Annotated in this window: 13 protein-coding genes; 10 read left to right on the top strand and 3 right to left on the bottom strand. The window is 43.5% G+C overall.

The window, feature by feature from the left end:
• The first annotated feature begins 49 nt into the window (after positions 1-49).
• The 8 genes from rsxC to H7844_08470 all read left to right on the top strand — a co-directional run bounded on the left by rsxC (position 50) and on the right by H7844_08470 (position 7,488).
• Positions 50-1,366 carry an electron transport complex subunit RsxC gene (rsxC, locus tag H7844_08435; GenBank protein MEO5357310.1) on the top strand — a complete coding sequence of 439 codons (1,317 nt, stop codon included), beginning with the start codon at positions 50-52 and terminating at the stop codon, positions 1,364-1,366.
• A gap of 21 nt (positions 1,367-1,387) precedes the next feature.
• A complete protein-coding gene (locus H7844_08440; GenBank protein MEO5357311.1) occupies positions 1,388-2,389 on the top strand; it encodes an RnfABCDGE type electron transport complex subunit D in 1,002 nt (333 codons plus the stop codon).
• Between the two features lie 4 nt (positions 2,390-2,393).
• Positions 2,394-2,993, top strand: coding sequence for an FMN-binding protein (locus H7844_08445; protein MEO5357312.1), 600 nt, complete (start codon positions 2,394-2,396; stop codon positions 2,991-2,993).
• Positions 2,962-3,609 (top strand): electron transport complex subunit RsxE, encoded by a 648-nt coding sequence (gene rsxE / locus H7844_08450; protein ID MEO5357313.1) that lies wholly within the window; start codon positions 2,962-2,964, stop codon positions 3,607-3,609. Before H7844_08445 ends, rsxE begins: the two co-directional genes overlap by 32 nt.
• Before the next feature lie 90 nt (positions 3,610-3,699).
• Positions 3,700-4,293 carry an electron transport complex subunit RsxA gene (locus H7844_08455; GenBank protein MEO5357314.1) on the top strand — a complete coding sequence of 198 codons (594 nt, stop codon included), beginning with the start codon at positions 3,700-3,702 and terminating at the stop codon, positions 4,291-4,293.
• Between the two features lies 1 nt (position 4,294).
• On the top strand, positions 4,295-5,491 hold the full coding sequence (locus tag H7844_08460) for a Fe-S cluster domain-containing protein (GenBank protein MEO5357315.1): 1,197 nt from the start codon (positions 4,295-4,297) through the stop codon (positions 5,489-5,491).
• Between the two features lie 102 nt (positions 5,492-5,593).
• Positions 5,594-6,022: a peptidylprolyl isomerase gene (locus H7844_08465; GenBank protein MEO5357316.1), complete on the top strand. Its 429-nt coding sequence runs from the start codon at positions 5,594-5,596 to the stop codon at positions 6,020-6,022.
• Between the two features lie 308 nt (positions 6,023-6,330).
• Positions 6,331-7,488 (top strand): 8-amino-7-oxononanoate synthase, encoded by a 1,158-nt coding sequence (locus H7844_08470; protein MEO5357317.1) that lies wholly within the window; start codon positions 6,331-6,333, stop codon positions 7,486-7,488.
• 51 nt (positions 7,489-7,539) lie between these two features.
• Here the strand turns inward: H7844_08470 and H7844_08475 are convergent, their stop codons facing one another.
• Positions 7,540-8,478: an SDR family oxidoreductase gene (locus H7844_08475; GenBank protein ID MEO5357318.1), complete on the bottom strand. Its 939-nt coding sequence runs from the start codon at positions 8,476-8,478 to the stop codon at positions 7,540-7,542.
• A gap of 146 nt (positions 8,479-8,624) precedes the next feature.
• Between H7844_08475 and H7844_08480 the strand changes: the two genes are divergently transcribed.
• Both H7844_08480 and H7844_08485 read left to right on the top strand, forming a co-directional pair.
• The gene (locus tag H7844_08480; GenBank protein ID MEO5357319.1) at positions 8,625-9,374 is read left to right on the top strand and encodes a ParA family protein; all 750 of its coding nucleotides are present in this window, start codon (positions 8,625-8,627) and stop codon (positions 9,372-9,374) included.
• Complete coding sequence (locus H7844_08485) at positions 9,367-9,834, top strand: hypothetical protein (protein MEO5357320.1); 468 nt, start codon at positions 9,367-9,369, stop codon at positions 9,832-9,834. Before H7844_08480 ends, H7844_08485 begins: the two co-directional genes overlap by 8 nt.
• Positions 9,835-9,936: 102 nt before the next feature.
• Here H7844_08485 and H7844_08490 read toward each other — a convergent pair whose 3' ends face one another.
• Both H7844_08490 and H7844_08495 read right to left on the bottom strand, forming a co-directional pair.
• Positions 9,937-11,871: a hypothetical protein gene (locus tag H7844_08490; GenBank protein MEO5357321.1), complete on the bottom strand. Its 1,935-nt coding sequence runs from the start codon at positions 11,869-11,871 to the stop codon at positions 9,937-9,939.
• Positions 11,872-11,977: 106 nt separating this feature from the next.
• On the bottom strand, positions 11,978-12,700 hold the full coding sequence (locus H7844_08495) for a formylglycine-generating enzyme family protein (protein ID MEO5357322.1): 723 nt from the start codon (positions 12,698-12,700) through the stop codon (positions 11,978-11,980).
• Between the last annotated feature and the right edge of the window lie 142 nt (positions 12,701-12,842).

The following is a 12,842-nucleotide window of genomic DNA, read 5'->3' on the forward strand; positions in this document are numbered from 1 at the left end:
TCAGGTTATATCAAAAATAAGTTAGATGTTAAACCGTATTGGAGGCTGATTGAGTTTTACGACATTTCAGCTTGGTGGGATACATCCACCGGAGCGCAAAGAGTTAGTGGCGGCGTCAGCTATTGAGGAGATGAAATCTCCACAAAAAGTGATTATTCCGTTAAGTCAGCACATAGGGGCGCCGTGTAAGGCCTCTGTAGAGGTAGGGCAGGAGGTTAAAGCCGGGCAGGTGATAGGGGCGCCGGAGGGTTTCGTGTCGGCGGCGGTTCACTCTTCAATAGGCGGTAAGGTGGCCGCCTTTGAGTCCGTGTTAATGCCTATTGGCCGGATGGTGCCTGCTATTGTTGTTGAGAGACCTGCAAATCGCCAAGATGAGGCGTGGCACCCTGCACAGGACGATAAAGACTATCTGAAACGCTCTCCCGATGAGCTTAAATCAAGAATAAAAGCAGCCGGTATCGTGGGAATGGGCGGGGCAACCTTTCCAACACATGTAAAAATCAGCCCGCCGAAGGAAAAACCCATTGATGCAGTTATAATTAACGGGGCGGAGTGCGAACCCTACCTGTGTGCCGACCACAGGGTTATGCTGGAGAGCCCTGAGCCGGTTATAGAGGGGCTTAAAATCCTTATGACAGTACTTGGCGTATCCAAAGGATATGTGGGAATAGAGGCAAATAAACCCGATGCCGTAGAAAGGATGCTTGAGGCGGCAAAGGGCGCTAACATAGAGGTGCGGACTCTTCAGATTAAGTACCCGCAGGGCGCCGAGAAAATGCTTATTAAATCCATATTGGACAGGGAAGTACCGGCAGGCGGGTTGCCTATGGATGTCGGTGTCGTTGTTCAGAATGTAGGAACTGCATATGCAATTTATGAGGCGTGCAGGTACGGTAAACCGCTTATAGAAAGAGTGGTAAGTGTCACAGGCGGTGGGGTAAATAATCCTAAAAATTTGAGAGTAAAGGTAGGCACTCCCATTTCGCAACTTATTGAGTCATGTGGGGGGCTTAAATCATCGGCAGGGAAGGTAATATCGGGCGGCCCGATGATGGGTTTTGCGTTTTTTGATTTAAACACTCCGGTAACCAAAGGGACATCCGGCATAGTTGTGCTTGAGGATAAGGACGCCACAGGCAACGATAAGTATTATAACTGCATTCGTTGTGGAAGGTGTGTTGAAGCATGTCCGATGGGGCTCATGCCTCTTATGTTGAGCCTGTACTCGGAAAAGGGCCATTATGCGGACGCTAAGGATTATAAACTTTTCGATTGCTTTGAATGCGGGTCATGTACATATGTGTGTCCGGCAAACAGGCCGATTGTGCAGCAGATTAAGCTTGCTAAGACGCAGGTTAAACCATAAAGAAAAACTTTAATAAAGACAATGGAAGCAGGTAAAAATAATAACTTAATAGTTTCTGTAAGCCCACACCTCAGAAGTGGTGAGAGTATAAACAGAATCATGTGGACGGTGACTGCAAGCCTGTTGCCGGCATATGCCATGGGATTTTACTACTTTGGGCCAAAGGCGGTATTTGTCACACTTTTTTGTATCTTAGGGTCAATGGGCAGTGAGTATTTTGTCCAAAAACTTGCCGGTAAGGAAATATCGTTAAAAGATGGCAGTGCTGTTCTGACCGGTCTGCTTTTAGGAATGAACATGCCCTCAAGTGTGCCGTATTACATACCACTTGTGAGTTCTTTTGTGGCTGTAGCAATAACTAAGCAGTTGTTTGGTGGTATTGGTTACAATGTGTTTAATCCTGCGTTGATGGGACGCGCCTTTGCCCTTATAACCTGGCCGCGGGCGATGACTACGTGGGCTGAACCTACAGCAGATTTTACCGGTATGGACGCTAAAACTACAGCCACTCCGCTTGGAATTCTGAAGGAGCAAGGTGTTGATAAACTTTTAGAGGTATTTGGCGACAAGATGCACCTGTATTCGGAGCTGTTATTAGGACACAGGGCCGGCTCGCTGGGCGAGACCTCGGTTATAGCAATATTAGTTGGTGCTGCATTTTTGCTTGTACGTGGATACATCACACTGAGGATACCTGCTGCATTTTTAGGTTCTGTTGCAGCGGGGGCCTGGGTCTTTGGCGGAAAGCAGGGAATTTTCACAGGGGATCCGTTAATACACCTCCTTAGCGGCGGCCTGATGCTTGGTGCATTTTATATGGCAACGGATTATGTGACCTGCCCAACCACAAAAAAGGGACAGGTGTTTTTTGGAATCGGTTGTGGTCTGCTGACCATTTTAATAAGACTTAAGGCGGGGTACCCGGAAGGCGTCATGTTTGCTATTTTAATAATGAACTGTTTTACTCCGTTAATTGACAGAGGATTTAAAACAAAGGTGTTTGGAGCTAAGAAGAAAGCATAATATTATGAGTACAAAAGAAATAATAAAAATAACAATTAATTTATTGGTAATTTACATAGCAGGCGGGATACTGCTTGCCGGCGTTTATGCTAAGACCTCACCATTGATATTTAAGGCAAATGAAAGGGAAAAGAAGGAAGCTCTTCAAAGAATGATGCCTGAGGCGGAGAAGGTAGAGAAACTGGGAGATTGGTATCCACACGAAAAACATGCTGAATACTTTGTCGCTAAAAAAGACGGACAGGTGCTTGGCTATGTTGTTCAGACTTTTGGTAAGGGCTATTCAAGCTACATAAACATTTTGTTTTCAGTCGGAGAGGATTTTGTTATAAAGAATATGGATATACTGAAACAGGGTGAAACACCCGGTCTTGGTGATGAGATAGAGACCAAGTCGTTTAAAGGGCAATTTACCGGTAAGCAGGTTGATAAACTAAAGGTGGTTAAAGAGGAAACAAAAGAGTATGTGCAGGCGATAACCGGTGCAACCATATCCTCAAGGGCGGTAACAGAGGATGGTGTGAAGAAAGGCCTGGAGTTTTTACAGGGAGCACTGAAAGGAGACGGTAGTCATGGAAATGCAAGCCCGGCAAAAGAGCACTAATTACTGGAGCCTTGTTTTAATAGGCATTTTCAAAGAGAATGCCATATTCAGGCTTGCTATAAGCCTGTGTCCGGCAATAGCGGTCACAACGGGTTTGAAAACCGGTACGCTTATGGGCATAGCGGTCGTGTTTGTTACTGTGATGGTTAATATAACGGTATCGGCAATCAGGGCTTTTATTCATCCTAAAATAAGAATACCGATTTTCATGTTGATAATATCGGGGTGGGTCACTGTGGCAGACCTTTCTATGGCGGCTTTTGCCCGGGATGCTTACAAGCAGATGGGGTTATACATTCAGTTGATAGTGGCATTTGCCTCAATTCTTACGAGGGCGGAGGTGTTTGCCAGTAAGAGTAAATTTGTTCCGTCGTTTTTTGATGGTATAGGCAGTGGAGTTGGCTTTATGGTAGCGTTGATTTGTATAAGTTTCTTTAGAGAATTTTTGGGCAAGGGAACACTTTGGGGAATGGAGATAATTCATGCAAGGCCGCTTTTGATAATGCTTTTACCTACCGGCGGCTTTATCGCAACCGGCCTGTTGATGGGATTTTTTAACTGGATAGATATAAGGTTTTATGGCGGCAAGGGAGCAGGTGGCGCAGGTGGACATTAAGATGATTGCTACAGGCGGATATGAGACGGAAGAATTCATGAATAAGACCGGGAAGGACTATAATGTGGTTTTAGCATGGAGGGTGTGGTAGTGGAAAAAGAATTCCTGAAATTATTTGAAATATTTATTGCCTCAGCGTTGATTAATAACTTTGTATTTACCCGTTTTTTGGGCCTCTGTATATTTTTTGGAGTAACAAAGAGGGTAGAGACGTCGGTGGGGATGAGTATAACATTTACATCGGTTATGATGGTCTCGGCTGCGCTTAGCTGGCTTGTTTTTAACTACATAATGGTACCGCTTGATCTGACATTTTTAAAGATAGTTATATTCATCGGTATCATAGCCTCCTTTGTGCAGGCCTCAGATACAATTATGAGAAAGGTCAGTCCGGGGCTTTACTATAAGTTAGGGGTTTATCTTGCGTTAATTTCAACAAACTGTATAATTCTTGCTGTACCTTTAATAAATGCCGGGGACAAATACAGCTTTATTGAATCTATAACGCTTGGGCTTGGCTCAGGACTTGGTTTTGCCTTGGCGCTTATAATTATGGCAAGCATAAGAGAAAAACTGGAGCTGGCGGATGTTCCGAAGCCTTTTCAGGGACTTCCGATAGCGTTTGTGACAACAGGGCTGATAGCTTTGGCATTTTTAGGATTTTCCGGGATAATAACACAATAAAATGGCAGATATTCTGATACATATAGCGACTCTGATATCGGAATTTTTCCGGCTTCTCAGTGATTTGGGAATTGGGAATTTCATAGACCACTTTCCAATCCCGTTAGCGGGAGTGGGCGGCGGAGTTGATGCGAAGGAGAGCATTGATGTTGCAGCCACTATTAAATTTACAGTTATATTTGTAGCCGGAATAGGGGTAATCTTTGGTTTTGGATTAGCCTTTGCGGCAAAGAAGTTTTCTGTAAAGCTGGATCCTAAAGTGGAACAGGTACGGGATATTTTAGCTGGTGCGCAGTGTGGCGGGTGTGGGTTTGCGGGTTGTCAGCAGTATGCTGAGGCTGTTGTAGAGCGTCCTGAGGTGCCCTCAACGCTTTGCACTCCAGGGGGCGCACATGTGGCTGAACTGGTTGCTATGATAACCGGTAAAAAGGCTGAGGTGACGGAGCCTAAGTACTCAAGGGTAATGTGTCAGGGTGGGGCAAATAAGGCCGTAAAGAGGTTTAAATATGAGGGAGTAAAAGACTGCGCTGCGGCGGTGTTAGCCGGTGGCGGTGATAAGGCCTGCACTTACGGCTGCCTTGGCTACGGCACCTGTACAACAGTTTGCCCCTTTGATGCAATACATATGGGGGGAGAGGCTCTTCCCGTTGTGGACATTGTGAAGTGTACCGGTTGCGGGAAGTGTGCTCAGGTGTGTCCAAAGAAAGTGATAGAGATATTACCGGCAAGTAAGGGTGTTGTTGTTGCGTGTCACTGCAAAGACAGAGGCACAGATACGAGAAAGTCCTGTCAGGTTGGTTGTATTGCTTGCGGCATGTGTGAAAAGGTCTGTCCGTTCAATGCAGCGGAGGTAAAAGACAATCTTTCCCGCATAAATATAGATAAGTGCAGAGTATGCGGCCTCTGTGTAACAAAATGTCCGACAAAGGCAATTGTTGATCTTCTGCCCTCAAGACCGAAGGCATTTATAACGGAGAGTATGTGTATAGGCTGTAATATGTGTATGAAAGTGTGTCCGGTTAATGCAGCATATGGAGAGTTGAAGAAAAAACATACTATTGACCAGACAAAATGTATAGGTTGCGGCATATGTACGGCGAAATGTCCCGTTACGGCTATTAGTGGTACCTTTAATTTCAAAGAGGTATATGAAAGGGCTCAACTGAAGAAGAAGGTAAGTGCAGAAACAAAATCTTAAAGTTTAATTGCTCTTTTAGTGTTTACCTGTTTTTTTTCGGTTTTATTAATAACTATTTGGCATCCTGTGAGGGGATGTTTTTTCATTTAAAAGGAGATAAAAATGGCGCAGGCTAAAATAGGTGATAAAGTGCGTGTCCACTATAAAGGGTATTTAAGTGACGGTAGTGTATTTGACAGCTCTTTAGAGAGGGAACCCCTTGAGTTTACGATGGGGGAAGGGATGTTGATAGCCGGTTTTGAAAACGGTGTTTTAGGAATGAGTGAGGGAGATACTAAAACGGTTAAGATTTCACCGGAAGACGGCTATGGCCCCTACAGAGATGATATGGTGCTTGTTGTGGAAAAGACCCAGGTGCCGCCCGCTATAACCCCCTATCCCGGCATGGTGCTGCAGGTACGCTCTAATGATGGTTCAGCCGCAAATGTAACTGTTGCAGAAATTAGCGGGAATTCCATCACTTTGGATGGAAACCATCCGTTGGCCGGCAAAGAGCTTAATTTTGATATAACCCTGATAAAAGTAATTTAAGGGAGATGAGAAGATAATTTTGGTGGGACACAGCCCCTGTGGGCAAGCTGGAGTCCCGCCATAAATGACAGAGGAAAGTGTTACGCTCTAGTGTTAGGCGCCACACATAAAAGTCCTCCGGCAGCTGGTACTTTGCATGTGTTGTATTGCTGCTGTTGGTTACTAAACTTATACCAAGTTGCATTCAATCGTCTAATTCCAATTCTAATTAAAAAGTATAACGCAGGCGTCGCTTTCTCCTTGCAGCCTCGTTACTCTTTTGACTGCAACTTGGTATTAATCATCCCGATTTGATAAAATCACAGCAGATGCCTTTAAGAAGATATGAACAACATTTAGCGGCGCTTAAGAGTGAAAACCTCTATAGAAGCATTATTGACAAGGAAAGCGGGCAGGGTGGAACCATTTCGCTTAAAGGCGGAAGCCTTATTAATTTTAGTTCCAACGACTACCTGGGCCTGTCATGTAACCCTGAAATTATAAAACGTACTCAGAAATACATAGAAACTTATGGCACCGGCGGGGGCGCCTCAAGGCTCCTTCACGGTGGTACGCTCTTGCATGCTGAGCTGGAAGCACAAACAGCCGCCCTTAAGCAAACCGAATCCGCCTTAACTTTCTCATCCGGATATGTTGCCAATGTAACAGCTATACCTGCCCTTGCCGGTAAGAACACATCAATATTTAGTGACGAACTAAACCACGCAAGCATAATTGACGGCATACGCCTAAGCGGCAGCCCTAAGCATATTTATCACCATAACGATATTGACCACCTGTCGGAGTTGATGCAAGCAGACAAGAATCCTTTTAAGATTGTTATTACTGAATCGGTTTTTAGCATGGATGGCGATGTTGCCCCAATTAAAAGCATAAACGAGCTGTGCAAGGCTCATAATGCATTGCTTTACATCGATGATGCTCATGGTACAGGCGTAATAGGGAAGGGAAGGGGGGCTCTTGCTCATTTTGGGGTGGAGCCGGAGTCTCATATAATTCAGATGGGCACATACTCAAAAGCACTGGGTTCAATAGGTGGCTTTATCGCCGGAGCAAAGGTATTAACCAGCTATCTTATCAATACGGCGAGAGGTTTTATATTTTCCACCGCCCTGCCTGCTTATGTTGCTGCTGCTTCAATTGCATCTGTTGAGTTTATAATGCAAAATCCTGATATTGTAAATCGCCTGGCTGAAAATGTAAGACTTCTAAAAAGTTGTCTGTTAGACATTGGAATTACCGTCTATTTCCAGGACAGCGCCATTGTGCCGATTTATTTTAGCACGGTGGCAGAGACTTTAAAAGCATCCGAGTATCTGCTGGAAAAAGGCTTCAGAGTTCCTGCAATAAGACCAAAAACCGTTAAGATTCCACGTTTAAGAATATCGGTAACGGCCCTTCACACAGGTGATGAGCTGAGATCACTTGTTTATGCCCTGAAGGAGGCGCTTTTTCTTACAAGATAACCGATGGACATTAGTAAAACAAAATGTCTTTAGAAAGGCAACCCGTTGTATTTATTTTCCCAACAGAGATTCAAAAAAGGCGATAGTCTTAACAAGCCCCTCTTCAAGCGCTATTTTAGGCTCCCAGTTTAGTACTTCTTTAGCAATAGTAATATCCGGTTGCCGTTGTGTGGGGTCATCGGGTGGCAGCGGGTTATAGACTATTTTGGATTTAGAATCGGTAAGCTGAATGATTTTTTCGGCAAGTTCAAGGATTGTAAACTCGCCGGGATTGCCAAGATTAACCGGGCCTGTGAAGTCATCGGGTGAGTTCATAAGTCTGACCAGACCGTCAACCAGGTCATCAACATAGCAGAAACTTCTTGTCTGGTTTCCCTCGCCATATACGGTAATATCGTCGCCTTTGAGGGCTTGTACGATAAAATTACTAACTACGCGACCGTCATTTTGGAGCATCTTAGGGCCATAGGTATTAAATATCCGTGCAACCTTAATTCTCAGCTTATGTTGTCTGTTGTAGTCAAAAAACAGAGTTTCGGCACAGCGCTTGCCCTCGTCGTAACAGGCTCGTATTCCAATGGGATTAACATTTCCCCAGTAGGACTCCGGTTGAGGGTGGGTATTGGGGTCGCCGTAAACCTCGGATGTTGATGCCTGAAGGATTTTTATTTTAAGGCGTTTTGCCAGTCCCAGCATGTTTATAGCGCCGTGGACTGAGGTCTTAGTTGTTTGAACCGGGTCGAACTGGTAGTGTACCGGGGAGGCGGGACAGGCAAGGTTATATATCTGGTCCACCTCAACATAGACCGGAAAACAGACATCGTGACGGAGAACCTCAAAAAAATGGTTATCCATAAGATGAACTATATTTTCTTTTCTGCCTGTATAAAAGTTATCCACACATATGATTTCGTTACCCTCGTTAAGCAGCCTCTCACACAGATGCGAGCCCAGAAAACCGGCACCGCCTGTCACCATTATTCGCTTCATTTTATTTGGTCCTCTTCCTTTGTACAGTTTTATTTTTAGTTTATATTTTTAGCGGGAAAAAATCAAATTTTTTTTAGAATATTGCTTTTTCCCGTGACTCGGATGTATGATTAAATACTCTGAAAAAACAGTGAGGCAAAAAGCTTATGGGTAAAACAATAGCGATAACAAACCAAAAGGGTGGAGTCGGTAAGACTACTGTTTCTGTGAATCTGGCATCAGGGTTAAACAAGAGAGGGAAGAAAACCCTGCTTGTTGATATGGATGCTCAGGGAAATGCCTCGGCATCCCTTGGGCTTATAGTAGAGGGCGGAGGTAAAACCATCAAAGACCTGATGGCTGAGGGCGGAAATCCGCGGGATTTTATGGCAACCGTGAGCTCTCTTGAAATCATACCATCCAATAATGCTCTGAAAGATATCGAGGAAACCCTGGTAAATGGTAAATCTTATGATGTTTTAAAGAAAGCTCTTGCACCTATTACCAAAGACTATGATTACATAATCCTGGATTGCCCGCCCAGCATCAACGCTTTCACTAAAAACGCACTGGCTATGTCCGAGCATATTATCATCCCTGTGGATGTCGGATACTTTTCACTCCTTGGCCTTAAGCAACTGCTTGAGGAAATAGAGCTTGCCAAAAAAATAGTAAATCCAAAACTCTCCATATTGGGAGTTCTTGCCTGTAAGTATGACAGAAGAACGTCTTTGTCTGCGCAGGTTTTTGACACACTGAAGGAAAGCTTTCCCGATAAACTCTTTAAAACCACTATACGATTAAGTATTGACGTAGTGCGCTCGCAAATACAACATAAGAGCGTTATTGATTACAACCCTGGAAGCAATGTCGCAAAGGACTTTCAGCAACTCATTGAGGAGATACTAAATGGCTAACAAAAAGCATGTAATGGAACGGTTAAGCGCCCTTAAGCCGGCAGTTCCAACCAACACAAGAGTAGTAAGTGAAACACCGGATGTTTCAACGGAACCCTCTGTTAAAGAACAGCCCGAGGCGGCGCATAAGGCAATGGCGGCGCATAAGCGGCATAGTGCCACTGTTGAGGCCTCCTCAGCGCAGACCGCAGATATTACTGTTAGTGTGCCGCTATGTTCGGACTCTTACGTTATGACTGAGGTCAAGCCGGGTTACATCAGTCTTATTGCTGAGAACATGTCGGCCATGCTTAGAATCCGTGAGATTTTGCTTAATGAGATAGGGAAAATCAATGCAATTATAATAGACACGTGGAAACAATCAATGATAGTATCTTTTGATATTTTTAAGACTAATGCCGAAAGCATAGCAAACATAGTTAACAACGTGTTTGTGAGTTCCTGCAAAGAAAAGAAATGACCCGGTATCTGTAATTCCAATTCTAATTCAAAAGTAAATGCAGGCGTCGCTTTCTACTTGCCGCTTGTGTTTACTTCCGACTGACTGCAACTTGGTATTAGCCTACTGTCCAAGATTTTTGTAGGCCTTGTGTTTGACTTCCCGCTTGTCTTCCTCGCCTTCCTCCATATCCGGTTCAGGGGCTGTGTGCAAAAGAGCGCTTCCCCTTATGTGGTCCATTGTTATGACATTGTTTGTATATAGAGAACTATCCAAATTACTGGTTTCTGTGTAATTTCTTACATAGCCGGTAGCATGTTCGACCATTTTGAGGTAAATCTTTTGATCGGCAAAATAAGAGGGAAAGTCTGTAATGTATTTTCTTAAAAGGGTATGGAGGTCTCTGTTGTTGTAGTCTATCATGCTGTAGGAGCTTAAAGTTAAGATGATACTTCCCTCAAAGGTGTTCCACATTTTAATAAAAGCCCTCAGGAGGGAATTAGGCAGTTGATCTATGTGTTTAAACACAACAACGTTAAAATAGGAAAACTGCTCGGCACTGAAGTCCTCCAGTGTGAGGTTTTCACATGGTATTACACAAATTAACTTTGTGCTAAGGCCAAACTCCTCAGAGTCCATGATTCTTCCTAATATATAATGTGTGTAAGTGTCATCCTCGTATTTAATAACAAGGCGCTTAGTGTTTCTGAACTCGTTAAAAGAGTTAAGAAACCTCTCAGTATGTGGTTCCTTTGCCAGAAATTCTCTTACCCTTATAGGTGAGCCGACTATGCTGATTCCTTTTACGTTACCACTTTTTCCTATATCATTCATTATTCTGTTTGTTTCATTTACAATATTGTCCATAAAGAGCAGCAATTTATTTTCATCCATTCCTGTGCGTTTAAGCCTGTTTACTAAAACCGAGCTGGAATACTTGTCTTTTTCAATAATTGCCTCGGTGGCAAGCATCGCCAGGGTATAAATCAAAGAAAAGCTCAGAACCATTTTATTTAATGAAAGTTTCATCTCCTTGTCAATAGTAATATGGGGGTATCGTGCAAGGTGTGCAAGTACATAGCCGTCGTAAAGACCTGCTGTGGGTCTTCTTACTGAGGTTATATAAATTTTGTTTACCTGTATTAAATCTTTTCCAAAGTTAATTTTTTCAAAAAACCTTGTCATCTCAGAGTATATTTTGGCGGGTGAATTGTAAAATCTCCTGAAGTTTGGATTGACTTTCTGAAGAAAAATATCTATCCCTTTAGTCTCAAGATTTAAAATTGTCTCGGCAAGGTTCTGATTGTCCTTGTACCCAAAAAATGGGGCAAGTTTAGAAAAAAACACAGTTTTCAGAATTTTATAAGAGCTGAAGAACTCTGCTCCCCACGCCGGCACCTCGATTTCAGAGGATTTCCTTTTTATATATTCAAGAGCTACTTTTTTTACTGTATCTGTTCCTACTCTTTTTACAGCGTAATCAACGTCTTTGAGAGTTACTATTTCCTCTTCTTTTCTGATAATACCGGCTTTTTCAGCAACGGCTTCTTTTAGTCCGGGAAGTTTGCAAACAAATAGCTTAAGGCGTTCAATATCACAGTGTGGAGCCTCAAGTTCCGCCATAAGGTTTATCATAATGCTGAACAAGTCCTTTTCCAAAAAACCCTTTATAGCGTCCTCTGAAAGTCTTCTCAGCGGTCTGATGGTTATATCTCTGACCCTTTTCAAGTTCTTTACTATAAATTCCTGAGCATCAAAGCCACCCTGGATTTCAAGCCCTGCATACTTGTCGTCCTGCCATACCAACCTGGTCCGATACTCCTTACCTGCTATCTTAATATTAGGTGCAAGATCATCAATAGGCTCAGGTGAGGTCTTTTTCAACCTGCAACCGCCTCTGCTTATTTCAACCAAAGTCCCTGGCTGCCCGGCAGAGATTTCCTCTATTACATATCTTATACTGCGGCGGTTATTTATAGGTTTTTCTTTTACATCCTGTTTTTGAGGAATACTTTTAGGGCTTTCACTTTTGCCGGAAAATACATTAAATAGTCCCATAGTACCTTCTTTTAACCTTTTTCGTTCATACTGCTTTTTTAATCACTACCTGATACATCGGCACTTTGTCTCAACAAGTTTAGTATAACATAAATATGTAAAATAATTACTTATCCATAACAAGGCGGAACCCCAGACAGTTGAGGATGCGCCCTGCGTCGGCATCCTGCCTGTTGGAGCAACGTACATACTCTATAACACTGCTCCAGCTGCCTCCCCTGATAACAAAACTACCGTTGTGCCCTACATGCAGAGGATTATTACAGGAATGCTTACTGTAGGCGTCATCGTCATACACATCTGAAACCCACTCCCACACGTTGCCGCTCATATCGTATATTCCCAGTCCGTTTGATTTTTTACGGCCTACGGCAGATGTTCCGTTGCCTGAATTGCTGCCATACCATGCATACTTGTCGGCGGTATTGCCCCCTGAGTACTTCTCTCTTTTGCCTCCGCTTCTGCAGGCGTATTCCCACTGAGCCTCAGTCGGTAAACGATACCTCGCCCCTGTCCTGTCATTTAATATCCTTATAAACTCCACAACATCGTGCATACTTACCCGTTCCACGGGGTGATTATTGCTAACTTTAAACTCAGAGGGGTTGTCTTCCATTATACTTATCCATTGCCCCTGAGTCACGGGGTAAATACCTATATAGAAATCATCTACACGAACCTCATGTAGGGGTTTTTCATTTTTAAATCCGTCCCCGAACGTATCCCCCATTTGAAACAATCCGCCCTCTACAAACACAAACTCCATACCCGTAAGAGCATCCGTATATCCGGCTATGTTTCTGTGTTCATTTATTTTTATCTCTTCCAATGCCTTTTCTCTACCCCCGCTTTGTGCACCTCTGTTAATTGTACCACAGAGAGCTTTATTAATTCCAGTAAAATACATTTGACTTTTTTAAATTAAAAGTGCTATTGTAGAAGTTAGCGGGCAGACATATGGTTTGGGCTGT

Source organism: Nitrospirae bacterium YQR-1 (assembly GCA_039908095.1).
Classification (GTDB): Bacteria; Nitrospirota; Thermodesulfovibrionia; order Thermodesulfovibrionales; family Magnetobacteriaceae; genus Magnetomonas.